23 protein-coding genes and 7 tRNA genes are annotated in these 26,895 nt (G+C 49.5%); 14 read left to right on the top strand and 16 right to left on the bottom strand.

The window, feature by feature from the left end; all coding sequences use genetic code 11:
• Positions 1 to 35 precede the first annotated feature (35 nt).
• Entirely contained in the window at positions 36 to 5,588 is a 5,553-nt protein-coding gene (locus QNM19_RS13375; RefSeq protein ID WP_049863663.1) for a response regulator, read from the top strand.
• Positions 5,589 to 5,620: 32 nt separating this feature from the next.
• Here QNM19_RS13375 and QNM19_RS13370 read toward each other — a convergent pair whose 3' ends face one another.
• From QNM19_RS13370 to hemA, 16 genes are all read right to left on the bottom strand, one after another.
• Positions 5,621 to 6,019 carry a DUF5004 domain-containing protein gene (locus tag QNM19_RS13370; protein ID WP_049863664.1) on the bottom strand — a complete coding sequence of 133 codons (399 nt, stop codon included), beginning with the start codon at positions 6,017 to 6,019 and terminating at the stop codon, positions 5,621 to 5,623.
• Positions 6,009 to 6,536, bottom strand: coding sequence for a P-loop nucleotide/nucleoside kinase family protein (locus tag QNM19_RS13365; protein ID WP_284026790.1), 528 nt, complete (start codon positions 6,534 to 6,536; stop codon positions 6,009 to 6,011). The genes QNM19_RS13370 and QNM19_RS13365 overlap by 11 nt, the downstream gene beginning before the upstream one ends.
• A gap of 74 nt (positions 6,537 to 6,610) precedes the next feature.
• Positions 6,611 to 8,119 carry a serine hydrolase gene (locus QNM19_RS13360; protein WP_284026789.1) on the bottom strand — a complete coding sequence of 503 codons (1,509 nt, stop codon included), beginning with the start codon at positions 8,117 to 8,119 and terminating at the stop codon, positions 6,611 to 6,613.
• Positions 8,120 to 8,188: 69 nt separating this feature from the next.
• A complete protein-coding gene (locus QNM19_RS13355; RefSeq protein WP_049863668.1) occupies positions 8,189 to 8,971 on the bottom strand; it encodes an AraC family transcriptional regulator in 783 nt (260 codons plus the stop codon).
• A gap of 133 nt (positions 8,972 to 9,104) precedes the next feature.
• Entirely contained in the window at positions 9,105 to 10,190 is a 1,086-nt protein-coding gene (gene rlmM, locus QNM19_RS13350) for a 23S rRNA (cytidine(2498)-2'-O)-methyltransferase RlmM (protein ID WP_010386523.1), read from the bottom strand.
• Positions 10,191 to 10,213: 23 nt separating this feature from the next.
• The gene (locus QNM19_RS13345; protein ID WP_049863669.1) at positions 10,214 to 10,582 is read right to left on the bottom strand and encodes a DUF423 domain-containing protein; all 369 of its coding nucleotides are present in this window, start codon (positions 10,580 to 10,582) and stop codon (positions 10,214 to 10,216) included.
• Positions 10,575 to 11,237 (bottom strand): alpha/beta family hydrolase, encoded by a 663-nt coding sequence (locus QNM19_RS13340; RefSeq protein ID WP_049863670.1) that lies wholly within the window; start codon positions 11,235 to 11,237, stop codon positions 10,575 to 10,577. The genes QNM19_RS13345 and QNM19_RS13340 overlap by 8 nt, the downstream gene beginning before the upstream one ends.
• The gene (locus tag QNM19_RS13335) at positions 11,234 to 12,127 is read right to left on the bottom strand and encodes a transcriptional regulator GcvA (RefSeq protein ID WP_010386532.1); all 894 of its coding nucleotides are present in this window, start codon (positions 12,125 to 12,127) and stop codon (positions 11,234 to 11,236) included. Before QNM19_RS13335 ends, QNM19_RS13340 begins: the two co-directional genes overlap by 4 nt.
• Before the next feature lie 62 nt (positions 12,128 to 12,189).
• Entirely contained in the window at positions 12,190 to 13,044 is an 855-nt protein-coding gene (gene kdsA / locus QNM19_RS13330) for a 3-deoxy-8-phosphooctulonate synthase (protein ID WP_010386533.1), read from the bottom strand.
• 33 nt (positions 13,045 to 13,077) lie between these two features.
• Complete coding sequence (locus tag QNM19_RS13325) at positions 13,078 to 14,328, bottom strand: DUF819 family protein (protein ID WP_010386534.1); 1,251 nt, start codon at positions 14,326 to 14,328, stop codon at positions 13,078 to 13,080.
• A 97-nt stretch (positions 14,329 to 14,425) separates the two neighbouring features.
• Positions 14,426 to 15,229, bottom strand: coding sequence for a tetratricopeptide repeat protein (locus QNM19_RS13320; RefSeq protein ID WP_049863671.1), 804 nt, complete (start codon positions 15,227 to 15,229; stop codon positions 14,426 to 14,428).
• Positions 15,230 to 15,371: 142 nt separating this feature from the next.
• On the bottom strand, positions 15,372 to 15,746 hold the full coding sequence (locus QNM19_RS13315; RefSeq protein ID WP_049863672.1) for a SirB2 family protein: 375 nt from the start codon (positions 15,744 to 15,746) through the stop codon (positions 15,372 to 15,374).
• A 25-nt stretch (positions 15,747 to 15,771) separates the two neighbouring features.
• Entirely contained in the window at positions 15,772 to 17,313 is a 1,542-nt protein-coding gene (locus QNM19_RS13310; protein WP_284026788.1) for a DUF3369 domain-containing protein, read from the bottom strand.
• Positions 17,314 to 17,473: 160 nt separating this feature from the next.
• Entirely contained in the window at positions 17,474 to 18,322 is an 849-nt protein-coding gene (prmC, locus tag QNM19_RS13305; protein ID WP_284026787.1) for a peptide chain release factor N(5)-glutamine methyltransferase, read from the bottom strand.
• Complete coding sequence (gene prfA / locus QNM19_RS13300) at positions 18,322 to 19,407, bottom strand: peptide chain release factor 1 (protein ID WP_010386540.1); 1,086 nt, start codon at positions 19,405 to 19,407, stop codon at positions 18,322 to 18,324. The genes prmC and prfA overlap by 1 nt, the downstream gene beginning before the upstream one ends.
• A 7-nt stretch (positions 19,408 to 19,414) precedes the next feature.
• Positions 19,415 to 20,671: a glutamyl-tRNA reductase gene (hemA, locus tag QNM19_RS13295; RefSeq protein ID WP_049866601.1), complete on the bottom strand. Its 1,257-nt coding sequence runs from the start codon at positions 20,669 to 20,671 to the stop codon at positions 19,415 to 19,417.
• An 83-nt stretch (positions 20,672 to 20,754) separates the two neighbouring features.
• Between hemA and lolB the strand changes: the two genes are divergently transcribed.
• The 13 genes from lolB to QNM19_RS13230 all read left to right on the top strand — a co-directional run bounded on the left by lolB (position 20,755) and on the right by QNM19_RS13230 (position 26,860).
• Positions 20,755 to 21,342, top strand: a complete 588-nt coding sequence (gene lolB, locus QNM19_RS13290; RefSeq protein ID WP_284026786.1) for a lipoprotein insertase outer membrane protein LolB — start codon at positions 20,755 to 20,757, stop codon at positions 21,340 to 21,342.
• Positions 21,339 to 22,196, top strand: a complete 858-nt coding sequence (gene ispE, locus QNM19_RS13285) for a 4-(cytidine 5'-diphospho)-2-C-methyl-D-erythritol kinase (protein ID WP_284026785.1) — start codon at positions 21,339 to 21,341, stop codon at positions 22,194 to 22,196. Before lolB ends, ispE begins: the two co-directional genes overlap by 4 nt.
• Positions 22,197 to 22,275: 79 nt before the next feature.
• Positions 22,276 to 23,223 (top strand): ribose-phosphate pyrophosphokinase, encoded by a 948-nt coding sequence (locus QNM19_RS13280; RefSeq protein ID WP_010386544.1) that lies wholly within the window; start codon positions 22,276 to 22,278, stop codon positions 23,221 to 23,223.
• A 200-nt stretch (positions 23,224 to 23,423) separates the two neighbouring features.
• Positions 23,424 to 24,032 carry a 50S ribosomal protein L25/general stress protein Ctc gene (locus tag QNM19_RS13275; RefSeq protein ID WP_049864751.1) on the top strand — a complete coding sequence of 203 codons (609 nt, stop codon included), beginning with the start codon at positions 23,424 to 23,426 and terminating at the stop codon, positions 24,030 to 24,032.
• A 19-nt stretch (positions 24,033 to 24,051) separates the two neighbouring features.
• A complete protein-coding gene (pth, locus tag QNM19_RS13270) occupies positions 24,052 to 24,636 on the top strand; it encodes an aminoacyl-tRNA hydrolase (protein WP_049864750.1) in 585 nt (194 codons plus the stop codon).
• Positions 24,637 to 24,753: 117 nt separating this feature from the next.
• A complete protein-coding gene (ychF, locus tag QNM19_RS13265) occupies positions 24,754 to 25,845 on the top strand; it encodes a redox-regulated ATPase YchF (RefSeq protein ID WP_049864749.1) in 1,092 nt (363 codons plus the stop codon).
• 244 nt (positions 25,846 to 26,089) lie between these two features.
• Positions 26,090 to 26,166 (top strand) — tRNA-Met (locus QNM19_RS13260).
• Positions 26,167 to 26,205: 39 nt separating this feature from the next.
• Positions 26,206 to 26,290 (top strand) — tRNA-Leu (locus tag QNM19_RS13255).
• 36 nt (positions 26,291 to 26,326) lie between these two features.
• Positions 26,327 to 26,401: transfer RNA gene (locus QNM19_RS13250), tRNA-Gln, on the top strand.
• Positions 26,402 to 26,403: 2 nt separating this feature from the next.
• Positions 26,404 to 26,480: transfer RNA gene (locus QNM19_RS13245), tRNA-Met, on the top strand.
• 4 nt (positions 26,481 to 26,484) lie between these two features.
• Positions 26,485 to 26,569: transfer RNA gene (locus QNM19_RS13240), tRNA-Leu, on the top strand.
• A 36-nt stretch (positions 26,570 to 26,605) separates the two neighbouring features.
• A tRNA-Gln gene (locus QNM19_RS13235) sits at positions 26,606 to 26,680 on the top strand.
• Between the two features lie 95 nt (positions 26,681 to 26,775).
• Positions 26,776 to 26,860: transfer RNA gene (locus QNM19_RS13230), tRNA-Leu, on the top strand.
• Positions 26,861 to 26,895 lie beyond the last annotated feature (35 nt).

The following is a 26,895-nucleotide window of genomic DNA, read 5'->3' as shown; positions in this document are numbered from 1 at the left end:
CAACGAATTAACTGACCAGCCAGCAGGCCAACGCTATGCCCGTCACCTCAGTTTTATGCCCGACCCAAACACTGCGCTACGGTTTTGCACTCACTGTTAGTTTAGCGGTGAAATTGCTCTTATGTGTGCTCTTCGCTCAAAAAGTGCTGGCCACGACACTGAAAATTGAGAATATCGCCACTTATAACGGCTTGAATACCCCGCAGATCTACGCTGTTAGCAAAGATCAGCAGGGGTTTATGTGGTTTGGCAGCGCCGACGGTATTAAACGCTATGATGGCTATCAATTTAGTAACTTTAAACACGACCCGAACGATCCTCACTCACTGTCTGCTGACAGTGTCAGTGTCTTACTATTTGATACCCGCGGCCGTTTATGGGCTGGCACCTGGGGCGGTGGCCTGAATCTGTTTTTAGGGGCTCAGCAAGGATTTCAGCACTTTCGTCATAACCCGAATGATGCGCAGTCTCTTGGGGCAGACAAAGTGCAGGCCCTGTTTGAAAGTGCGGATGGCAGCCTGTGGATTGGTACCAATGGCGGCGGTCTTAACCGTCTCAAAGCAGATGGCAACGGATTTGAGCGTTTTATCCATGAGCCAGGCAACCCCGCAAGCATAGGTAATAACCGGGTATGGAGTATTACGGAGGACAAAGCGGGCAATATCTGGTGCGCCACGTCAGATGGACTTTACCGGCTTAACCGCCAAAGTGGCCAGTTTAGTGCATTTAAAATGGCAGCTCAGTCACTCGATCACCCTGAGGTCAGGCAGGTCTCCGTTGCCGCGGATGGCCGACTGTGGGTAGCCACGCGCACGAGCTTTGGCCGCTTTGATCCGGACACGCAGCGTTTTCATACCTACCAGCTCAATGAACACAGCCTGCCGAGCGTATCCAGTCTGTTGCACCATCAGGGTGACATTCTGTTATCGACCTTTGCGGGTATCTATCGTTTTTCACCAATCCAGGACAAGTTCATTCCCACCGCACAAGATGGCAAGCTGGCCTTATTGCAAAACCGAGACGTGCGGCAGGTGTTAATTGATCAGACCGGGCTGATGTGGGCCGCAACGCGCTATTCTGGGGTCATCAAAGTCTTTCCTCACCCGCCCGCCTTTAAGGCATGGCATCACTTTTTGGCAGATCAGCAGCTTTCCGGATTATTTAATCAGGTACTGAGTATGGCTCAGGCCATTGAAGGCGGCGTGTGGCTTGGCACCGGTCGCGGTCTGGTGCATTTTGATGGCCACGGACAATTTACCCCGTTTGCTTCGCCTGAGGAGTTGACGGGCGATTATCGGCTCAGAGTACACCACCTCAACCGGGACACGGATGGCCAGCTCTATGCCGGTACCAATTTTGGGCTGTTTAAAGTTGATGAGCTAACTCGTGCTTTGACGCCCTTTATGCCACCAGGCGTGCGCGAGAGCTCCCCCGTCGACTACATTAATTTTGATACTCAGGGATGGCTGTGGTTAATCATTGCCGGTGAACGCAGAGTCACACGCTGGCACCCACCAAGCGGTGAAGTACAGCATTTCTTACCCAATACAGACCCTACTTTTGTGTTGATTGACAGCGATGACCAGGTCTGGGTAGGCAGTGACGGGGATGGCCTGTTTCGCCTGAGCCCGGACTTGACGCAAATACAGCACTATCTGCCCGATAACACCCCCACCAGCCTGGATGGTCGTCATATTAATCAGGGTATTCAGAGCGGCCGTAACCTGTGGTTTGCCAGCAATAACGGCATTACCCGTTTCGCACTCGATCAGGGGCAGTTTCGGCGCTTTAGCAATACCACCTCACAAGCCAATTTTGCGGTGAAATCCATTGTTGCTGATGAACTGGGACTGCTGTGGCTGGCAACCTCTGGCGGTGTGTTTCAGCTTGACCCGCTGAGTGGGATCTTTCATCAGTTTACAACCCATGACGGACTGGGTAACAACCACTTCCTGGCACGCTCATTTGTAACCTTTGATGAACAGATCCTGTTTGGCAGCATAGACGGCATTACCGGATTTAACCCGCTTACGGTTTATGTCAACATCTCTGCGCCGCCGCTGGTTTTTACTCATGCCGATTTGGATGGCGAACGGCTGGACAAACTCGATACCGGCATTGAGTTTACCCATAGAGACAGAAATCTGGCCGTATATTTTGCAGCGCTGGATTACCATGCGACTGAAGATAACCGCTACCGCTATAAGTTATTGGGGCACGATGCCGACTGGAGCGCCATCACAGATACGCCCCGTGCAAGCTATCGGTCACTGCCACCCGGCGAGTACGTGTTACAAGTATTAGGCAGTAATAATCACGGTGTCTGGAATGACACTCCGATTGGGCTACAGATCATTTCTCTGCCAGCCTGGTATGAAACCTTGTGGTTTAAAGTACTGTTGCCTGCTGTGCTCATTATCTCGATCGTCACTATAGTGCACATCCGAGAGCGCAGACTGCGTCTGGCCAGCTTAAAACTGGAACAAAAAGTGGCTCAGCGCACTCAGGACCTGGTGGTACTGGGTGAAGTAGGTAAAGAAGTCGCCGCAACTTACGACATGAAGATCATTTGTGAAACCATCTATCAGCACTTAAAGCAGACTTTACCCTGCGAGTTTTGCGCGGTGGGTATTTATCACCGTGACCAGCAGTATATTGATTACATCTATGCCGTACAGGATGATGAGCCGTTTTCAGCGTTGATCAGCAAACTCTCCACCAGCCGCGGTGCTGATGTGTATTGTGTCCAGGAAGCCAGCCAAGTGTATGCTGCCTGTCCACAGGACTGGCAGAAACTGGCGCTGAATGCCGCGGACAATCTCCACGGTGACGCTACACAAAGTGTTTTTTGTGCCCCATTGGTGGTCGACGGTGAAGTGCTGGGCGTGTTTACCCTGCAATTTAACCATGAGCATGCGCTCACCCGCGCGCAACGGGCGATATTACGGGTGGTGGCCAATCACCTTGCCGTCGCCCTGGCCAATTCCTTGTCCTATGGCGAGCTCAAAGAAGCAGAACAACGGCTGGAACTGGCAATGTCCGGCGCCAACGCCGGAACCTGGGAGTGGGATATCAGCAGTGGCCAGCTGATCACCAATGAGGTCTGGTCAGAAATGCTCGGCTACCAGTGTGAGGAGCTTGAGCAGCGCTATGGCCCCAGTATTGCCCGCTGGCATCAACTCATTCACCCCGACGATCTGAGTGCCACCGAAGACGCATTACTGGTCCATGCGCGGGGCGACAGCGATACCTTTCGCCATGAAATGCGGATGAAATGTGCCGATGGTAGTTGGAAATGGATCCTCAGCATTGGCCGCAGTGTTGTGGCCAAACATGGTCCTGGTGGCAAAGAAGTATTTGGGATCCACATGGATATCAGCGACGCCAAAGCGCTCCAGGTAGCCTTGCAAAAAGCCAAAGATAAAGCAGAAAGTGCCACTCAGGCTAAATCTGACTTTTTATCGAATATGTCGCATGAGATCCGCACCCCCATGAACGCTATCATTGGTATGAGCTACCTAGCACTGCAAACGGCTTTGAATCGTCAGCAGCGCAATTATGTGGAGAAGATCAATCGCAGTGCCGAGTCACTCCTTGGGATCATCAATGATATTCTCGATTTTTCTAAGATTGAGGCTGGTCGGCTGGATATTGAAGCCATCGAGTTTGACCTGGAAGAAACCCTCACTCAGAGCATCGACCTGTTGGCCATCAAAGCCCGGGAAAAAGACATTGAGCTGTGTGTCATGCTGGATCCCGGGATCCCGGCGCGCCTGATAGGCGATCCGCTGCGGATCTCACAAATATTATTAAATTTAGGCAGCAATGCCATCAAGTTCACCGAAGAAGGCGGTGATGTGATCATTGATGTATCGCCACAGGCAGGCGACAAAGAGACCCTCACACTGGCATTTGCGGTCATAGACACCGGCATTGGTATGACCGAAGAACAACAGCAAAAACTGTTTAAATCCTTCAGCCAGGCGGATACCTCAACAACCCGCAAGTATGGGGGTACCGGTCTGGGGCTGGCCATCTGTAAAAAGCTGGTGGAACTGATGGGTGGCCAGATCAGCTGCCAGAGTATTGCCGGTGAAGGCAGTACTTTTGCATTTGAGATTGTGGTGCAATTATGCGACTGCAACACCGCAGCTTTGCCGGTACTGTCCGTGCAGCATGCCATCATTGTCGATGACAATCAGTATGCCGCGGCGACCCTGAAACGCTACCTGCATGCCTTTGAGATCAGCGCAGAGCCTGTCAGCAAAGACTCCCTTAACGAAGATACAGAAGCTTTGATGAGCGCCCAATTCATTCTGGCAGACAGCCGCTGTGTGGATGTCTTACCCGACCCGCTGCGCGCAAAGCTGCCCGTTGTGCTGTTGAGTCATAACGGAGATAGCACAGAAGCCGATGTCAGCTATACCCTCTCAAAACCAGTTTTCCCCAAGCCGCTTGCCGCCTGCCTGCTCAGTCTGTTCGGCGATCCAGACACCTATGAGCAACACGATACGACCACTGATGAACAGCCTGATTCTGTCGCGGGCGCTCACTTACTGCTGGTAGAGGACAATGACCTAAACCAGGAACTGGCCATAGCCTTGCTGGAAAAAAATGGCATTCGGGTTGATGTCGCCGAACATGGTCAGCAGGCACTGGAGATGCTGCAACAGCGTGACTACGATGGCGTGCTCATGGATTGCCAGATGCCAGTGATGGATGGTTACAGCGCGACCGAAGCTATCCGCCGTCAGCCCAGATGGCAGGACCTGCCAATCATTGCTATGACCGCCAGTGTGATGCTCGATAATCGTCAAAAAGCGCTGGAATGTGGCATGAATGACATCATTGAAAAACCCCTAAATCCGCGCAAAATGTTTGCCACACTGACACGATGGATAACCCCGGCCCAGCCAGCAAATATATCCGCCACCAGCGAACGTCCGCCTTCAGTAACACCAGATGAACCCGGGAACTTACCGGCGATTACCGGGCTGGATACCCAGGCAGGACTGGCCATCAGTGAAGGCGACACAGCCCTGTACAAAAAGTTGCTGATGCGTTTTTGTGACAAACAGGCGCAATTCGCACACGCCTTCACCGACGCGCAAGCACAGACAGATGTTGATCCACAGGGACCGATGCGGTGTGCTCATACGCTCAAAGGCAGCGCTGGTAATGTTGGGGCAGTTCAGGTGGCGCAGCTGGCCGCTGAATTAGAAACCGCCTGTGCCAACAATGCACCTGTACAACCCGTATTGGATGAGCTAATGATCAGCCTGACGGCACTTATTGATGCACTTAAGCTGTCATTGAATGAGCTGCAAGCCCGTGAACACAGCAACGAAACAAGTCTCCCAGCAAACGCACATCAGGATATTGATATTGCTGCCTTACTCGCGGAGCTCAAGGGCATGATCAGTGATTCTGATATGGATGCCAGCGACCGGGCTGAGACGCTGCTCGAGGCGCTCAGCGGGACCCCTCGACAAGCGTTGGCAGAACAACTGTTTACCCAGATTGAGGATTTTGATTTTGATGGTGCAGGTGAGACTTTGACAGCACTGGATCAACAGCTGACAGGCTGAACAACGAGTATGTCAGTTATCCAAAGTCATACTCAGTGATTCGCTCTGTGCCAGGTTGTGGTGTCACCGTGCTCAGAAACCAATACGAACTGGTTTGCGGTGATGCTTTTCACCTTAAACTGAAACTGATGCGCCACAGATGAGAAATTCAACGTTTCCGTCACCGTGAGCGTTTCCCCGTCCAGACGCCAGGTCCCTGTTACTTTATTTATATGTGCTTCCCCAAACTTGGCAGAAAAAGAAGCCTCTTCGATAATACATGTACGCTGCGTGTTTTCAAAAAACTCACAAACCTGAGTAGTTTTGTGGCTCGGGCCAGCATCAACCGTAATCCACTCGCCCTGTAGTTTATTCAAGTTAGGCACATTAGCACTGGCTATATGACAACCCGAAAGTAAAAACGTCACTGGCAGTATAAACCTAACTCTCATTGATGCTGTCCGTGTGAGCTAAAGTCAGGTTTTCACTTGCTTCAGGTGCTTCAAAATACTGGCTAACCTGATAAAACACCGCTTCGTTATCAAACTGTGCTCGCGCTGGCTGTTCAATACGGCGTTTGGCCAATTGTGCCAGGCACTGTGTATCACTGACATCCAGATAGTAAAGCTGATGTTCAGCCTGTACCGTTTCGCTCAGCTCAACAAACCAGGCGCGTTGCCGCCGGGTGTTCGCCGGAAAGTCCATCACCACATTCAGACCTAGTTGCAACAGGCTTTGTACATGGGCTTTGATAAAGGGTTTGATTAGCCGGGATTTCTCGATGTAATCATCGAAGGTATTGATTTGGCCCGGATAATGCGCTGCCAGCCAGTCATCCTCAGACAACACAACCGCCTGATGGTCTTGCGCCAGCTGGCGCGACAGGGTGGATTTACCAGCCCCCATCTTGCCGCATAAATAATAGAGTGTGCCGTGTTGTGCCACTGTGCCGTCCTTGTGTAATGTCATCGGAAGGTCAGTTTTAACATATTACACACCTAGGTCAACTACTGTGGAAGTGAACTACAACACACCCACTCTACCTACAGACGCTGATAAACCCGACCTGCCCACTCCAGGCTGACAGGCTTCCCTTCTGCATTCAGTTTAAATTCGACAGGCTGAGGCTGAGCAAACGGCACATCATAGAGCGCAAACCGAGCTTGAGTGGCCGGTTTGAGCATAAAATGATAGTCAAAACTCTGTCCGCTCAGATAGTCACCCTTTACTGTCAAAGTCAGATCGAGGTAAGCATTGTCACCGCGATAGTGTCCGGCATAGTTTGCTAGCTCTTTTTTTGAAGGCGTATAACGCCACTGCTGCCAGTGTTCAGCTTGCTCTGCATCATTCAGACGTTGCTGACGTCGAATAAGCAGTTTGGCGACTTTGTCCTGATAAGTGCTCAGATTTTCCCGCTCAGCGGCTTTATATTCAGGTGCATCCAGCAAATACAACAAATACTGCTTAATCGTCTGAATGGTATAACGGCCAGTCATGTTGTCTGAGTTCGAAAAAGTCGCTAACCCTATTTTTAGCTCTGGCACAATGGCCATCAAAGAACGTGAGCCGGTATAGCCACCACCATGGATCAGCACAGAGTAACCTTTAAAGGTGCAGATATTCCATCCAAGCGAATAACCATGACAGGGGATCCGGTAAACATTGCGCGCTTGTGGGTCAAGCGCTACCGCCTGCTGATGTGACAGCGCCAGATCCGCAGCAGAAATATTGCCCTGACCCGAGGACAAATTCAGTTGCAACCATTTTGCTATGTCTGAGGTAGAAGTGACTATCCCACCTGCAGAGTGCATCATTGTATCAGTTTTAGGCGGAACCGGTTTCCACCCTGCTTCACTTCCCTGCCAGATATGGTTCCAGGCAACCTCGTCAGCCGCAAAGTCTGATGTACGGGCTGAACTGTACGGCATATTAAATGGCTTAAACAGCACCTTTGCCAGCCAGTCCTGCCAGCTGCGACCAGTTACCTGTTGTAAGATTGCCCCGTAAATATTGTACCCAAGGTTGTCATACTCGAACCCTTCATCGCGTTTTTTGCCATACCGTTTGATAAGCCACGGATAGTCATCGACCGCCACTTCCGTCATATAGGCTTCCATTTCAGTTACAAAATCCGCACTGACAGGAACCTGATGAGAGAGCAAATCAATTAAACGCCACTGTTTGGCATCTACCCCTTCGGGAAAACTGTTGGCAGGCCAAAACTGACTAAGAGGTGTGTATAGATCAAGCACCTTTTGACGATGCAGGTGAGCGGCAACTAGCCCCATATAGGCTTTTGTCTGAGAAGCAATGTAAAGCGGTGTCTGTGACGTGACAGGCAAATTGGTACCTGCTCTGCGCTTCCCCCATACTTTATTGAGCAGCACCTTATCCTGATTAACCACCACCATACCAAATCCCGGGCCAAGCTCCGGTGTACGCTCGATATATTCGGCAATATAATCTGCCGCCTGTTGCGGTGTGGCTGCCAATGCAGAGAGAGGATTCAGCGTCAGTGCACAAACCGAAGTGAGTAGTGCGTGTAATTTCATAATGATTTCCGGATGGTTATTATTGTGTGCATATCCTAGCTTGCTGATTTAGTACTGTATTGAACAGATTTAACCTGCTTTGCTCTGAAACAACTTTTGAAGTTTCCCAGGTGACAGACCTAACCTGCTCGTCATAGCTCTACTCATATGACTCTGATCGGAAAAACCGGCATGAAATGCGCTATCACTCAGGGGCAGACCTTGAGTCATCGAGCGCACTGCTTTACTCAGCTGCAGCTGTTGCTGATAAGCACTGGCAGAAATATGAAAGTACTTTTTAAATGCACGGGAAAAGTACACCGGATGGATCCCTTGCTGTGTTGCCAGTTCGCTAAGCGACACTGGCCGTTCGGCCTCTTCCAGCAACTTTTTAGCTCGCACTAACCAGTCGGGTCGCTGCCGCTCTCTGACGGTATGTTGAGGGATACTACATTCGCTCAGGGTGTCCCAAAAAAGGTCATGCAATGTATCTAACTGACCATGATACAACGCCTGTAAATAAGATGCCTGCCCTGCCCGGGGACCTGCAGTCAGCCGAGACTGCCACTGATATCGAGGTGAAGTTATTTTATCAAACTGGGAAAGCAGCTCAGGAGACAAGGAAAACGAGAAGATCAGCGTTCCCTGAGCACCGTACTGATCACTGTGCAAAATATGCTGCGGCTTAAAACATAATCCCGGCGTTGCTATATCGAAAGCCGACTGCTCAGTTTGCTCACGCAAGCCACCACTGAGCAGCACGGATAACTGTGCATGATCGTGTCGATGTGCTGGCATCATGCTGCCTGGCGCATAATAGCTCAGCGTTGCCTTTAGCTGAGGAGACACAGTGTGCTGCAGTAGTCTTGTCATCAGTTACTCCTTTGCTGCTGATTTTATTTAAATAACAGCGAAGTGTAAAAACAAGAGCGTAAGAAAATATTGCGGGAAAAAAATCAAGTAAAGTGATGGCGGCTACCATACCTGGCAGCCACCGAAACAATGCTTAGCTGTAGAGGTTCTGCGGTACTTTCAGTACCTGAATATGCACGGTCACTTCTTCGCGGTCGTGATAGAGGTGTTTGGCTTGTAGCTCATAGCCTACGCCGTATTTTTTCAGCTCATCGCGGATCAGCGTCAAACACTCATAGACGGTATCAAAACGCTTTTTCATTGGCAGCTTAAGGTTGAAGATAAGCTCGCGAACAAAACCATTTACTATCCAGTCGACCATCAGCTCACTGACGCGGGTTGGTTTTTCAACCATGTCACACACCAGCCAGTCGATGTTGCGCTTTTCCGGGCGGTATTTAAAGCCGTCTTCACGGAAATGCTTTACCTGTCCGGTTTCCATCAAATCGTCGTTCATTGGGCCGTTATCGATTGCCGCCACAAATAACCCACGGCGCACCAACTGATAGGTCCAGCCACCCGGGCACGCGCCCAGATCGACGCCGCGCATACCAGGACGAACTCGATCAGGTTCGTTCTCTTTGCCGACAAAGACGTTAAAGGCTTCATCCAGCTTCAGTGTTGAGCGACTGGGGGCATCGGCCGGCATTTTAAGCCTGGGGATCCCCATAAAGAAAGGCGAGTTGTTGTTACTGAATGAGTAACCAACATACGCCGTGTCGTTAGCCAGAAACAGCACATGTAACACAGGCTTATGGGCTTTGTGGTCGCGAGTCAGCTTATTTTGCTTCTCCAGCGCTTTGGCAAGTGGTGTCGAAAACTTCTTACAGAACTTCGACAACTCCTTGCCTTCATTGGTATCCGGGGTTTCTACCCGCAGATCGCCACACAAAGGAAAATCACCAACCACCTGTTTGATCTCAGACACCCTGTCTTCAACAGGCATTTTGCTTAACAGCACACCTGCAAACCACTGACGGGCAAAGACCAGGCTAGAAAAATCAACCTGTTTAAGTAGCTGCTCACTCTGAGCCGGATCAAAACACTCAAAGGTCACATAGCCTGTATTAGGCTTCGCTTTCACGTAACCGGCAACATTATGTAACGCGGCGTGATGTGTAATTTCGGCCGCTGCATCGCTTTCAAAGCCGCTTCGGCAATAAATAACCACACTAGACATAGTGATAAAAAGTCTCTAATCAATTAAAAAGGCTGGCGGGCAACCTGAAACAGCAGCCAGGCCCAGCCAAGAATAAAACACAATCCGCCCAGTGGTGTGACAGGTCCCAGCCACTTAGCGCCGGTCAGCGCCAGCAAATACAAGCTGCCGCTGAAAAGGACAATCCCGGTCGCAAAAAAATAACCCGACAGCTGAACTTTCACGCCCCACTTCAAAAGCAGAGCCACGGCCAACAGAGCCAGACCATGCGTCATCTGATATTCAGCGCCGGTTTTAAAAATGCCAATGGCGTAGTCACTCAAACGGCTTTTCAGACCGTGGGCTGCAAAAGCCCCCAGCATGACGGACAGCATACAAAATGCCCCGCCCAGCAATAAGAATAGCTTAGCCATTGAGTGTCTCCGTAATTTTAGTTGCAATGGCCTCAGCTGCCAGTTGACGGTTTTGCGCTTCTGTCAGGCCACTGGCTTTGCGCGGCTTCAAGGAATGGTCGCCATCTTTAAGCCATACCAGCTCAGGCCAGCTCTGCTCTTCAGCTTCCACTGCCAAAGCATTGACCTCGGCATGATTACCAAACGTGTCACGCTCTCCTTGCAGCACCACAAATGGGCAAGGGATATCAGCAAAGTGCTCGGTACGCAGCTTGTCCGGCTTGCCCGGCGGGTGAAACGGATATCCCAGCGCAAACACGCCTCGTACCTCAATCCCCTCTTCACACACCAGCATCGACGCCATGCGTCCGCCCATTGACTTACCACCAATAAACACAGGCAAGGTGTCCAGCTGAGCGCCCAGGACATCCCGATAATGTGCCAACAGCTTAGGGGCGCGCTCTGGCGGACGACGTTTATCTTGTGCCTTCGCTATCTGCATATAACCAAAATCAAACAGCCCGACGGTGATCCCTTGAGTGCTCAGTCGGGTGGCCATATCCTGCATAAACTCGCTATCCCGGCCTGCGCCCGCGCCATGAGCCAGGATCAACTGCGCCTGAGGTTGTTCAGCGTGGTGCCACTCTATATCAATCTTTACTTCGCTCTGCGTCATTGTTGTTCCTGCTCTACCATTTCCAGCATCCAGTTTTTGAAGGACACAATTTTACCTAATTCCGCCTGCGATTCACGACAAACCAAATAATAGGCATTTTTACTTTCCAGATGATGACTGAATGGGATGATCAAGCGCCCGGCATCCAGGTCGGGTTTTGCCAGTACGCTATTACCCAGCGCGATCCCCTGACCATGTACAGCCGCCTGAGTCACCATCGAAGAGTGACTAAAAATAGGCCCAGTATTGGCAGGGACATTCCGTACCCCCGCAGTTTTGAGCCAGGCTTTCCAGGCGCGTCGGGTGGTATCGTGAAGCAGTGTATGATTCGCGAGATCGCTGGGCTGATCCAGCGGCTTAGGGCCATTGAGCAATAAAGGGCTACACATGGGCACCAGATACTCAGTGTGCAGCTTATGTGTTTGCACCCCACTCCAGCTGCCCCGACCATAATAAATGGCCACGTCCACATCATCCGTCAATGAGTTCTCATCCAGATCCTGCGCTTTTATCCGCACATCAATGTCCGGGTGTAGTTCATTAAACAAACTCAGTCTGGGCACCAGCCACTGAATCGCGAAGCTGGGCGTCAGACTAACCGTCAGCGAGCCTTTCGCTCCCCGTGCCAGGAGTTTTTCTGTGGCATCGATCAACTGAGAAAACAGCTCTTTAATGTCCAGAAAATAGCCCTGTCCTTCTTCAGTTAACAGCAAGGACCTGTTTTTGCGTAAGAAGAGTTTAACCCCAAGGTGCTCTTCCAGAATCTTGATCTGGTGGCTAATGGCAGCCTGAGTCACAAACAGCTCTTCGGCGGCTTTGGTAAAACTCAGATGACGGGCAGCGGCTTCAAAAGCTTTCAGTGCATTTAATGGGGGTAATCGTCGTGACATGGCACAAATTCCGAACCAGGCTGATGGAAATGGCGGAGCACGCTCCGCCTGTAATTATAGGGTTACAGATCAGCTGCGCTGGTATCTAACGGAGCAAACCCTTTGACCAGATCGTCTACGGCTTTCATCTGCTGCAGGTAGCCTTCCAGCTTAGCCAGAGGTAACGCACACGGGCCGTCACATTTGGCTTCGTTTGGATTTGGATGTGCTTCAATAAACAAGCCCGCCAGCCCTAACGCCATACCACTGCGTGCCAGTTCCGCTGCCTGAGCACGACGCCCATCCGCGGAGTCACTGCGGCCACCCGGGCGCTGCAACGCATGCGTGGCATCAAAAATCACCGGTGCCATATGCTTCATGTCATCCATTCCCAGCATATCAACCACCAGGTTGTTGTAACCAAAGCTGGTGCCACGTTCACACAAGATCACTTGCTCATTGCCCGCTTCACTCATCTTCTTAATGATGTGACGCATCTCGTGCGGTGCCAGAAATTGCGGTTTCTTTACGTTGATGACGTTGCCTGTTTTAGCCATCGCCACAACCAGATCGGTTTGACGAGCCAAAAAGGCTGGCAACTGGATCACATCAACGACTTCAGCAACCGGAGCCGCCTGATGCGGCTCATGTACATCAGTGATCAACGGCACATTAAAAGTGCTTTTGATTTCTTCGAAAATTTTAAGTCCTTCTTCCATACCAGGACCACGGTACGAGTTGATAGAAGAACGATTAGCTTTGTCAAACGAGGCTTTAAACACATAAGGAATGCCCAGCTTGCTGGTCACCTCAACATAGTGCTCAGCAATGCGCATTGCCAAGTCACGTGATTCCAGCACATTCATGCCACCAAACAGCACGAAAGGTTTATCGTTAGCAACTTCGATGTCTGCTACTTTAATAATCTGTGTATTCATTGTCTTTCCTAAAATAGTCGCTAACTGGCAGTGCTAACTGCCAATCACACGCAAAATTTGTCCGCACAGCCAGGCGGCGTAGGTGCCTAATGCATAGCCCAATACTGCCAACAACACGCCCACCGGGGCCAATGCCGGGTGGAATGCTGATGCAACGACGGGAGCCGAGGCCGCGCCACCTATGTTGGCTTTACTGCCAACGGCCACGTAAAACACGGGCGCTTTAATGAGTTTAGCCACCAGAAATAATAGCCCCACATGCACCGCCATCCAGATCAGGCCGATCACCACATATTTAGGCGCTTCAACTATTTTGGTGATGTCCATGTGCAAACCTATGGTTGCGACCAGGATGTACAAAAAGCTACTCCCAACCTTGGAGGCCCCCACAGCCTCGAAGTTACGGGCCTTGGTAAATGACAATGCCAGGCCGATGGTTGTCACTAACACGATAATCCAGAACAGCTTTGAATGCAGAGAAAACTTTTTCAGTTCCGGGAAGTTGCTGGCGAAATAAGGAACCAAGAGGTCGGCAGCAAAATGCGCCAGGCCGGTTGCACCAAAGGCAAAGGCAATCAGCAACATTAAATCTTGCAGTTCCGGGCGTCTAGCGTGTTCCGCCTCAAAGGCCTGTACTTTGTTAATCAACCGCTCAATCGATGCCGTATCAGCCCCGGTGCGCGCATCTATTTCTTTGTGTCTGGCGGCCAAAAATAACAGCCCAGCCATCCATAAGTTGGCAACAACAATATCCACGGTCACCATGATGGTAAAGATTTCTCCCCCAGCACCGTATATTTCTTTCATTGCCACCATGTTGGCACCGCCGCCAATCCAGCTACCGGCCAATGCTGCCATACCACGCCAAACGGCTTCTGGCCCCGCGACGCCAAGCAATTCAGGCATAAACGTGGCGGTGATGAGCAATGCGATTGGCCCACCCAGTACGACGCCAACCGTGCCGGTCAGAAACATAATAATCGCGCGTTTACCCAACCCCATAATCGACTTCAGGTCGATGCTTAAGGTCAGGAGTACCAAACAAGCTGGCAGTAAAAAGTACTTAGCAACCGAATACACATCATTGCCACTGCCATCAACAATGCCAAAGGTATTCAATAAAGATGGCAGGAAGTAGCACATCAATAAGGCGGGCACATAGCGATAAAACTTAGCCCAAAACCCGGTTTTCAGATTGGAGGTATAAAATACGAACCCCAGAATGACGGCCAGCAGGCCAAGCACAACGGCATTGTTGGTAATGAGTACACTACTCTCTTGCATAGGATCTCTCTGTTTCCTTGATTATACAAAAACCGCCTGGGGATCTCGCCGGGTCACTGACCCAGAGATCCCATCATACAGAGTGCGCAGATCTCACTTAATGGAGGATATTATTGTGATCGGCCAGTTCTGCGATTTGATTTTGAATGAGTTCAATGGTCGGGTCATCCGGGCACTCATCGACAAAAAACTGCAGGTCATCTTTGGCCATTTTAGGGCAATTAAGCTGGTTCAGCAGGTAGCCACGGTCACGGCGCTCATAGGGATCATCGCCCAACAGCTCCATTAGCATCTCGACACAGCTCAATGCATGACCAAACTTCTCTGCTGCAATAAAGGACCATTTTTGTTGAGCCAGGTAGAGCTTAAATGCTTCCTCGCCAAATACCAACTCCATGGGTTCCTGCTCTTTGTCGTCGCCGTTTTCCGGGATCACATACCAGGACTGATGGCCGGAGCTTGGGTCGATAATGTACCCCTCTTCATCACTCAACGCGATATGAACCAGCACATCGCCCTGATTAATGGCCAGACTTGCGTTCAGACGTGCACGCTCCAGTAGGTGCACCAGAATAAGGGCCAGTGCCATACTGGTACCACTGTGCATTTTAAGCACATAGCATACATTGTTGAGCAGGTGTTCGGGCACTTTTTGGTCCGTGCCGCTGAACAACCACTGGGTATAAAACGCATCAAGCAGTGCATCTACACACTTATGTTTGTCATCATTTTGATGGCAAATAGCGTCAACAGCCTGCTCCAGCTCAGCGAGCAAACATAGCGTGTGTGAAGTATCTGCTTGAGCATCCCACTGCGGCTCAGCCCAGATACAACGTAACAAGGCAGGCGTTGAAAAATGATCCGTACTTGTGTCGTGTTCATCGAACCAGATATCAGTCATAAATAACGAACTGTTTTCTACTGTCTATAGTCATAATGGGCTAGTGTAACATTTTTCAACACATTCCCAAGGGGATTTTTATTTTGGGGAAAATTCACGAAGTGGGCAGGGAAAGCGGGCAACGATGCTGCCCGCATGTCTATCATAGTATCAGCGCATTTTTAGCACTGGCAAGGTAACCAACGGCCAACAGCGTCACTGTTGCCATGACCAGTGCACCAATTTGCTTGGCTTTTGTTGTGGATTTCGCAATCACGAAACCTAACGCTATATATGCAATGACTAAAGCAATTTTTTCCATCAACCAGGGTTGCTGTGCCGGGTTCAGACTGGCCATCACAGCCAGCGATACCGCAGAAATCAATAGCACAGTATCAACACTGTGGCTAGCGATGAAAACCCCTTTGTTGGCTGCCAGTTTACCACTGGCCAGACGCGAAATAGCGCGGGTATAAAACAAAATAATACTTAAAACTGCAAACATCACATGCGTGTGTTTAAGTGCCATGTAATCCAAAATTGCCCCTTATTAAATTTTAAAATCAATCTTGTAAGCGAGTCAGGATCTGTTCCAGCTCGTCTGTAACCTCATTAAATACGTCTACCAGTTTTGGGTCAAAGTGTTTGCCTTTCTGGCTGTTAATTTCTGCGACCACCTCTTCCAGACTATATGCCGCGCGATAACAGCGCTCATGACGCATGGAGTCGTATACATCTGCAATCGCTGCTATACGACCAAAAATATGGATTTCCTCGCCTTTTTTGCCGCTCGGATAACCGCTGCCGTCCCACTTTTCATGGTGGTCTCGGGCAATCATCGCTCCGGCATTAACGATTTCACGGCGCGAGTCACGCAGGATCTGATACCCTTTTTGAGTATGAGATTTCATCACGTCCCATTCTTCTGGCGCAAGCTTGTTAGGTTTGTTTAAAATGGCATCAGGAATACCCACATTCCCTACATCGTGCAACGGCGAAGCCAGCCTGATCAGCTCAGCTTCACGGTAGCTCAGGCCATAGTGCTTGGCCATTACATAGCATATGTTGGCAACGCGCTTTACATGATTTCCCGACTCCGTAGAGCGCTGTTCAAGTGCTTCACTCAGGCGGTAAACCAGTTCCTGTTGGGTGTCTTCAATCTCAGCCTGCAACTGAACGTTTTCATATGCCAGTTGTACGTTTTGCGAGAAAATTTTGATCAGGTGTTTTTGCGTGTCAGTCAGAAACTCCGGGATCCCGGAAACAAATAGCATAGAGGCATGATTATATTCGCTTGAACAATAGGCAAATAAATAGTTGTCCTTGTATACGATCCCTCGGTCCTGCAATGCCTGTCGGCAAGCTTCCATTTGCTCAGTATCCAGTACATCTTCTATGGGCTTGCCTTCACTTCGGGCAAATTCGCCACGGCCGGTAAATACCACCAGTTTGTCACTGCTATTGCTGGGATCATTGCTGGCCACCAAAGAGGTGGCGTAAATCGCTTCGTCCACAGTTCCCAGCAAAGATGTCAGCTGCTGAATAACGCCCTCGATAAACTGGTCAATAGAATGGGAGGCAAAAATATTACGAGATGCAGTGATGATTTTTTCCAGCCCCTGACGAGACTGATCAATAGACAAAATATCCCGATAAGAGCGCAAACTCGACATCACCACAGTAAACAGCTTCTGCGCCGTCAGTTCGGTTTTAGATTTGTAGTCATTGATATCATAATTAACAATAACCTGACGCTCCGGTGCCTGGCCTGGCTGACCCGTACGCAAAATAATGCGGATATTATTGTTCTTGGCAGTTTCGCGGATGTACTGTGCTACCCTCAGGCCTGCATCATCCGTTTCCATCACTACATCAAGCAATACAATCGCAGCGTCGGGATGGTCCATAACCACCTTTTTTGCTTCCTCGCCGGAATAGGCACTGAGGAACTCCAGGCGCTTTTTCTGAAACTCAAAATCGCTGAGCGCGAGCTTGGTCACCGCATGCACTTCAGGTTCATCATCAACAATGATCACCTTCCAGGTGCCACTTTTTTCCTGTACTTCCGAATCACTTGGCTCGTCTGAAAACAAAAAATCATCCATTGGAGAGTCCTTAACACTCTTTTTGTACTCGTATCTCGCCAGTATTGCGCGCGCTGACGATCATGAAGCAGGTTGGCGATAACCGAGCTGTTCACCACAATACGGTATCACTGCACTATGCCTAATGCCTGCACAAGGCAATTTAGATAACCAGCAACGATTATTGTGGCTTTTGCGCCATCGTTACCCTATCACAGCCTGCCATATCTTTTATTGTAAGTATATTGCGATAGTTCATTTGTGCAAAAATCTGCTGAACACCAGCAGCTTGCTGATACCCGTGTTCAAACATCAGGTAGCCATCCGGCGCCAGATATTGCAGTGCCTGCTCAGTAATATGACGGATATCGGCATACCCTTCTTCCGGTGCCACCAGGGCAGATAAAGGTTCGAAACGGACATCCCCCTGAGTCAGGTGTTCATCCGTCTCACATATATACGGGGGGTTGCTGACAATCAAATCAAAACGCTGCCCTGACAAGGCTGAAAACCAGTCACTCTGGCGGATCTGCACATGCTCAAAACCCAGACGTTGACGATTTTTCTCTGCCAGGGCTACCGCGTCGTGGGAGTAGTCTACACCGATCAGCTGCCAGTCAGGCTGCTCCGAAGCCAGCGCCAGCACTATTGCGCCCGTCCCAGTCCCCAAGTCAACGACTCGGGCATCTGTCGGCAGGGGTAAGGTCAATGCATGCTCAACCAGGGTTTCCGTATCTGGTCGGGGAATGAGGGTGCTGTTATTGACATACAGAGGCAAACTCCAGAACTCGCGTTCCCCCGTCAGATGGGCGACTGGCTCACCCGCTTTTCGACGTGCAATGAGTGATTCAAATAATTGATATTGCTCTGCATTCAGCTCAGCTTCTGGCCACGCGAATAAGTAACTGCGGTTCTTTTGAAGAATGTGTAAAAGCAGCACTTCGGCATCGAGCTTCGCTGACTCTGAGCTGCTTTGAAGTTGCGAACTCGCCCAGGCAATCGCCTGAGCAAGATTGGGATATTGCGCCATTAGTCGTCGCCCATGGCTGCTAATAGATCAGCCTGATACTCCAACACTAACGGATCGATAACGGCACCCAGGTCACCGGCCACCACTTCATTGAGACGATACAGCGTAAGGTTAATACGGTGGTCCGTAATACGTCCTTGCGGGTAGTTATAAGTACGGATGCGTTCAGAGCGGTCACCACTGCCAACCAGGTTTCGACGTTCGCTGGCTTCTTCAGCCTGACGCTTTTCATCTTCAGCCTGCTGCAGTCGGGCGCCCAGTACTGACAACGCTTTCGCACGGTTTTTATGCTGCGAACGCTCATCCTGACACTCGACCACAACCCCGGTTGGAATGTGAGTAATACGAATTGCAGAATCAGTTTTGTTAACGTGCTGACCACCCGCACCAGATGCACGGAAGGTATCAACCTTAAGGTCCGACGGGTTAATTTCAATGGCTTCTGCTTCAGGAATTTCAGCCATCACAGCAACCGTGCACGCTGAGGTATGAACACGGCCCTGAGATTCTGTTTCTGGTACACGTTGTACACGGTGTGCGCCCGACTCAAACTTCAGCTTGCCGTAAACGCCATCCCCTTTGATGTTGGCGATCACCTCTTTGTAGCCACCGTGCTCACCTTCATTAGCACTGACGACTTCGACCTGCCATTTTTGTGCTTCTGCATAGCGGCTGTACATACGGAATAAATCACCTGCGAAAATCGCGGCTTCATCACCACCGGTACCAGCACGCACTTCAAGGAATACGTTATTGTCGTCTTTCGGGTCTTTTGGCAGCATCAGGATCTGGAGTTGCTCTTCCAGCTCTGAAATTTGTTCTTTTGCGTCTTTGAATTCTTCCTGAGCCATTTCACGCATGTCAGGATCTGAGTCTTTCAGCATTTCTTCAGCCGCAGCCACGTTTTCCTGAGCCTGCTGATAGGCAGTGAACGCCTTAACGACATCTTCCAGCTCTGAGTATTCTTTTGATAACGCGCGAAAACGGTTTTGATCGCCAATAACTTCCGGATCCCCCAGCATGGCTTCCACTTCTTCGTGGCGCTCAACCAGCGTTTCCAATTTACGATAGACGGACTCTTTCATTTAACTTTTATTCCTGCTCAATACCTAATGCTTGTTTTAATACTGCAATACGCTCTATATCGCCCTCTTTTGCCGCCGCCTGAATGGCACGGGTCGGTGCATGAGTGAGCCGATTGGTGAGCTTGTTTGCCAACTCTAACAAGACCTTTTCTGAATTCTTACCCGATTGTAGCTGATTTAACGCCTTTTCCACGAGCTCTAATTTAATCGTCTGCGCTGATTCACGGTATTCCCGGATCACATCCACAGAAGTCAGTGAACGCTGCCACTGCGCAAATTCATGTGTTTTATCGTCAATGATTTGCTGTGCTTCGCGCGCTGCCTGTTCCCGCGACGCCATGTTTTCGTTCACAATCGCCTGTAGATCGTCCACGGTATATAAATACGCAGCGTCTAAGTCATTCACCTGACTTTCAATATCACGCGGTACCGCAATATCAACGAACAACATCGGCTTATGTTTGCGCTTTTTCAGTGCCTGCTCTACCACGCCTTTACCTATGATAGGCAAGGTACTGGCCGTGGAGCTGATCACAATGTCAGCCTGGTGCAATTGCTCCGGCAGCTGAGCTAAAGAAATGACATTTGCGCTAATTTCATTGGCTAGCAACTGTGCCCGCTCAATGGTGCGGTTGGCCACAGTGATGGCTTTAGGGTTGTGTTGAGATAAATGCTTGGCAACCAGCTCAATGGTTTCACCCGCGCCGATGAGTAACACATTGGTTTTTTCCAGCTGACCATAGATGTGCTTGGCCAGATTAACGGCGGCATACGCCACAGATACCGCACTGGCGCCAATTTCGGTTTCGGTGCGAACTTGTTTGGCCACCGAGAAGGTTTTCTGAAATAAGCGTTCAAACACAGGCTGAATGCCATTATGTGCCTTTGCACTGTTATAAGCTTGCTTAATCTGACCCAGGATCTGTGGCTCACCAAGTACCAGCGAATCCAACCCACAAGCCACGCGCATCAGGTGATTGACGGCGTCCTGATTGTGGTGCACATAAACATTCTCAGCCAACTCGTGCTCTTCTATCTGGTGAAATTGCGCAAGCCAACCCAGAAGCGCTTGGGAATTCGGGTCCTCAAGGCTACAATAGATTTCGGTCCGATTGCAGGTAGAAACAATCACGGACTCATTAAACTGCGGTAACTCAGACAGCTGCTGTAGCGCATCCGATAGTTGTTGCGGAGAAAAAGCGACTTTTTCCCTCAATTCGACGGACGCGGTTTTGTGATTGATCCCAAGTGCGATGATGGTCATAACTGCCAGTATTGCTCAAGCCCTGCTTTAAAGCCGCTAATTTTACCAAAAATCAATCGAATATGGAAAGTAAGGAACTTAGTTTGAAACAGTTTCATTTGATTTTGCTCATGTTTTTATTGTTTCTGGGTGGATGTGCACAGCGTATTACGCCGTCTGACGAGCAGACGCAGCAGAATCGTCCCGAAAGTTACAACAACTGGCGGGCAACGGGTAAGCTCGCATTTATCTCTCCCGAGGAGCGCCAGTCAGCCAACTTTAACTGGCAATACCGCGAACAAAAACAAACCCTGACACTGAATACGTTTATTGGTACCCAGGTATTAAAATTAGAAGAACTCGACCAATACAGCACACTCACGCTCGAAGATAAAACCTACACCAGCGAAGACAGCAGTGAGCTGGTATATCGTCTGAGTGGCTGGCAACTGCCGGTATCGCAGGCGCCGCAATGGTTAACAGGTCAAATAGACGCCCCCGATAACCAATATAATCAAAAACAGCAACTGATCCAGGCGACCTGGCAGGATAAGCAGGGGCTGCGCTGGCAGGTCGCCTACCAGACATATCAACGCGTCAACGGACTCGAACTGCCAACCCGACTCACACTGACGCACAATGACATCACCATCAAAATCCGTATCAGTAACTGGCACTTTGAGACTTTATGAAAACACTTACATTAACCGCTCCGGCAAAACTCAACCTGTTTTTACACATCAATGGCCGCCGCACTGATGGCTACCACGAGCTGGAAACCCTGTTTACTTTGCTGGAGTACGGCGATCAATTAACCTTCGCACCACTTGAACAAGATACCATCGAGATCCACGGTGATGTTGCGGGTATCCCGTTGCAGCATAATTTAATCTTTCGGGCTGCCGACGCGCTGCGCCCGTATAAATCCGCAGCTAGGGGGGTTCGTATTCACCTGACTAAAAACCTGCCTATGGGTGGCGGTGTTGGCGGTGGTTCATCGGATGCAGCCACCACATTACTGGCTCTCAACACCTTGTGGCAATGCAACCTGTCCATCGCCCAGCTGGCCGATATTGGATTGACACTCGGGGCTGATGTGCCTGTTTTTGTACATGGGAAAACCGCGTTAGCTCAGGGGGTTGGAGAGAAATTGAGTCCATACCCTGTCACCGAAAAATACTACCTGGTGGTATTTCCCAATGTCCACGTCAGCACCGTAGAGGTCTTTACACATCCGGATTTACCCCGGAAAACCCCCAAATTATCAGCTAACTGGGCATTAGAGCAAACACACAATGACTGTCAGGAATTAGTTAAAAAGCTCCACCCCGAGGTTGATAAAACCCTGAGCTGGTTGTTAAGATATGCGCCGTCCAGATTGACAGGGACAGGAGGGTGTTGCTTTGCAGAATTTGAATCTGCGCAAGCCGCACAGCGTGTCCTCGAACAGCTTCCCTCTCCCTGGACAGGCTTTATTAGCCAAAACGCTTACGAGTCAATTGCCCACAGGCAATTGGCTGCATGGCGTAAAGATGAAGTAAAATAGTTTAAGTTAGCTTGTTTTGACACTGTCACAGACGACGTCATTGCATAACATAATATTACAGTGCCTGAGGAACCCTACCGTGCCCGACATGAAGCTCTTCGCTGGTAACGCAACACCTGAGCTAGCTCAAAAAGTTGCAAAACGTTTGTTTATCGAATTAGGTGATGCCGTTGTAGGCCGTTTTAGCGACGGCGAAATCAGCGTTCAAATTAATGAAAATGTTCGTGGTTCTGATGTCTTCATCGTTCAGTCCACTTGCGCACCAACCAATGACAACCTGATGGAACTCATTGTTATGGTAGATGCGTTACGTCGTGCTTCTGCAGGTCGTATTACAGCTGTTATCCCATATTTTGGCTACGCCCGTCAGGACCGTCGTGTACGTTCTGCGCGTGTACCAATCACAGCTAAAGTTGTCGCAGACTTCTTGTCAAGCGTTGGGGTTGACCGCGTACTGACCGTTGATTTGCACGCAGAGCAGATCCAGGGCTTCTTCGATGTACCTGTTGATAACGTGTTTGGTAGCCCGGTACTACTTGAAGACATGAAAGAGCGTGACTTCGACGACGTTGTTGTCGTATCACCGGATATCGGTGGTGTAGTTCGTGCGCGTGCAATCGCGAAACTTCTGGATGACAAAGACCTGGCTATCATCGACAAGCGTCGCCCACAAGCGAACGTTTCTCAGGTCATGCACATCATTGGTGACGTAGAAGGTCGTGACTGTATCATCGTTGACGATATGATTGATACCGGTGGCACACTGTGTAAAGCTGCTGCGGCACTAAAAGAGCATGGCGCTAAGCGTGTATTCGCTTATGCAACTCACCCGGTATTGTCTGGTAATGCAGCTGAAAACCTGCGTAACTCAGTGATCGACGAAGTGATTGTCACTGACTCAATCACCTTGTCTGACGAACTGAAGTCTGTTGACAAGATCAAAGTACTGACTCTGGCTGATATGCTAGCTGAAACCATCCGCCGCATCAGCAATGAAGAGTCTATCTCTGCGATGTTTGAACACTAATCTGTGTTTATCCGCAAATAAAAAGCACCTCAGGGTGCTTTTTTTATGTCCAAAGGTTTGCAAGGCTGCTGGTAAGTGGTATATTAGCGCGCCTTTTTACTGGGCTTGCTTTGGATACAACCACGGCGAGTACAGTGATTTACCGAAGTGCTTGGTCGCGAGCCCTTCGAAGTATTAACTAAAAATAATTGGAGACACTCATGTCACAATACGTATTAAACGCTGAAGTACGCGAAACTCTGGGTACTGGTGCGAGCCGCCGCCTACGTCGCGCTGATAAAGTTCCTGCTATCCTTTACGGTGCAGGCAAAGACGCTGTTTCGCTTACTCTTGAGCACAACAAAGTTATCCAGATGCAAGAAGACGAAGGTTTCTACACGCACATCCTAACTCTGAACATCGGTGGTGAGTCTGTTGAAGCTATCCTGAAAGACATCCAACGTCACCCGTACAAGCCTAAGGTAACTCACCTTGACTTCCAACGCGTTGACGCTTCTCAAAAGCTTCACACTAAAGTTCCTGTTCACTTCATCAACGAAGAAGCAGCAACTAAAGGCGGCAACACGATTGCTCACCACGTAACTGAAATCGAAATCACATGTCTGCCAGCTCAGCTTCCTGAGTTCGTAGAAGTTGACGTAGCAGCTATCGCAGTTGGCGCAACTGTACACCTTTCAGACATCGCACTTCCAGCTGGTGTAGTTTCTGTTGAGCTTGCTAAAGGTGCAGACCACGACCAAGCGGTTGTGACTGTAAACGCACCTAAAGGCGGCGCTGCTGAAGAAACAGCTGAAGAAGCTGCTGAATAATTTTTAAGGTGTTAGCACCTTGAATACTATTCAAATGCTAGTGGGCCTGGCAAATCCAGGCCCCGAATATGCAAACACCCGTCACAATGCCGGGGCTTGGTTTATCGAAGAACTGGCCAGGCGCTACAACGTCCCTCTCAAACCTGACTCCAAACATCATGGCCTTAGCGGCAAGCTGATCCTGAACAATCAGGAATTTAAGCTTCTTATTCCAACCACTTTTATGAACCTGAGCGGTAAAGCTGTAGGTAGCCTGGCTAATTTTTATAAAATACCGCCTGAGCAAATCCTGGTTGCACATGATGAAATGGATATGGACCCCGGTGTCGCCAAACTCAAAAAAGGCGGCGGTCATGGCGGACACAATGGCCTGAAAGACATTATCGCCAAGCTGGGCAATAACAAAGAGTTTATGCGCCTACGCATTGGGATTGGCCACCCTGGACACCGAGATAAGGTGACAGGCTGGGTACTGGGCAAGGCGCCTCAGGCAGATCAGGAAAAAATTGATGCAGCGGTGGATGAAGCCGTACGTTGCATGGAAATCCTGGCCAAAGACGGTGTGTTAAAAGCACAAAATAGACTACATTCTTTTAAGCCGTAACACCGACGTACAAGTCCCGTTACTGCTGTGATTGATCGCTTAATATCAGTCGCAAGATATAAAAATCCGGCCATGCCGGATTTTGTCCGATTGATAGCAAATTAAAGGTTTTAAACTATGGGTTTTAAATGTGGCATTGTTGGCCTACCTAACGTTGGTAAGTCAACCCTATTCAATGCATTAACCAAAGCGGGCATCGAAGCCGCGAACTTCCCTTTTTGTACTATCGAACCAAACACGGGCGTTGTTGCCGTTCCGGATCCTCGTTTGGATCAACTGGCTGCGATTGTTAATCCACAAAAAACCATTGCCACAACAATGGAATTTGTTGATATTGCGGGTCTGGTAAAAGGCGCATCAAAAGGTGAAGGTCTTGGTAACCAATTCCTGGCAAACATTCGCGAAACCGATGCGATTGGTCATGTAGTTCGTTGCTTTGAAGATGAAAACATCGTGCACGTATCTGGTCAGGTAAACCCGGCGGATGATATCGATGTCATCAACACAGAGCTTGTGTTATCCGACATGGAAGCAGCCGACCGCGCAGCGCAGCGAAATGCTAAAAAAGCCAAAGGTGGCGATAAAGACGCTAAATTCCAAAACGAAGTCTTGGAAAAAGTCAAAGCACACCTTGATGAAGGTTTAACACTGCGTTCATTGGAACTGACTAAAGAAGAGCTGGCTGCAATCAAGCCACTGAACTTCTTAACGATCAAACCGACTATGTATATCGCCAACGTCACTGAAGATGGTTTTGAAAATAACCCATTTTTAGACAAGGTACGTGAAATTGCCGCAGCGGAAGACGCTGTTGTAATTCCAGTCTGTGCTGCGATTGAGTCTGAGCTGTCTGAACTTGAAGAAGAAGACAAGCTTGAGTTTATGGCCGACCTTGGTCTGGAAGAGCCGGGGCTTAACCTTGTGATCCGCGGTGGGTACGAGCTACTAAAACTGCAAACCTACTTTACTGCTGGTGTAAAAGAAGTACGTGCATGGACCATTCCTGTCGGTGCAACTGCGCCACAAGCAGCAGGTAAGATCCACACTGACTTTGAGCGCGGCTTTATTCGTGCACAAACCATTGGTTTTAATGATTACATTGAATACCAGGGCGAAAGCGGTGCTAAAGACGCAGGTAAAATGCGTCAGGAAGGTAAAGATTACATCGTTAAAGACGGCGATGTGATGAACTTCTTGTTCAATGTCTAAGTAACGCACTCAATACTGGCAGGCAAAACCTGTCTAACAAAAAGCGCCTCATGGCGCTTTTTTTGTCTTTCTATTACACTGGACGTGAAATTATTAGCCTAATTGCATTAAAAACACGCTGGTTCGCTTAATTTATCTGCAAACAAACTGTGTTAGGTATTTTTTTGCAAAAAAGGTGTTGACGACATACGGCCATATACGCATAATACGCCCCGCATCAGCGATGATGAGAAATTAAAGAGATGGCTATGTAGCTCAGCTGGTTAGAGCACATCACTCATAATGATGGGGTCCCCTGTTCAAATCAGGGCATAGCCACCATGCTTTAATTACTACCAAAACTCATCTAGCTAGCAAGACGCGGAAGTGGCGGAATTGGTAGACGCGCTGGATTTAGGTTCCAGTATCTTCGGATGTGAGAGTTCAAGTCTCTCCTTCCGCACCATGTTCTCGATAAGAACTGAAATAATCGACTTTTCGTTGGAGTATCGCCAAGCGGTAAGGCAGCGGGTTTTGATCCCGCCATTCCCAGGTTCAAATCCTGGTACTCCAGCCAATGGCTATGTAGCTCAGCTGGTTAGAGCACATCACTCATAATGATGGGGTCCCCTGTTCAAATCAGGGCATAGCCACCACGTTGCGGAAGTGGCGGAATTGGTAGACGCGCTGGATTTAGGTTCCAGTATCTTCGGATGTGAGAGTTCAAGTCTCTCCTTCCGCACCATGTTCTCGATAAGAACTAAAATAATCAACTTTTCGTTGGAGTATCGCCAAGCGGTAAGGCAGCGGGTTTTGATCCCGCCATTCCCAGGTTCAAATCCTGGTACTCCAGCCATCTCTTATGAGATAAAAATGCGGAAATGGCGGAATTGGCCAGTCGTCTTGAATTGGACGCTGGATTTAGGTTCCAATATCAAAGCGAAAAAACATGCGGAAGTGGCGGAATTGGTAGACGCGCTGGATTTAGGTTCCAGTATCTTCGGATGTGAGAGTTCAAGTCTCTCCTTCCGCACCATGTTCTCGATAAGAACTAAAATAATCAACTTTTCG

Origin of the sequence: Pseudoalteromonas ardens, from assembly GCF_030125445.1 — a bacterium.
Taxonomy (GTDB): Bacteria; Pseudomonadota; Gammaproteobacteria; order Enterobacterales; family Alteromonadaceae; genus Pseudoalteromonas; species Pseudoalteromonas ardens.
Note: the sequence above shows the minus strand (reverse complement) of the source record. Positions and strands in the feature narration are given on the sequence as shown.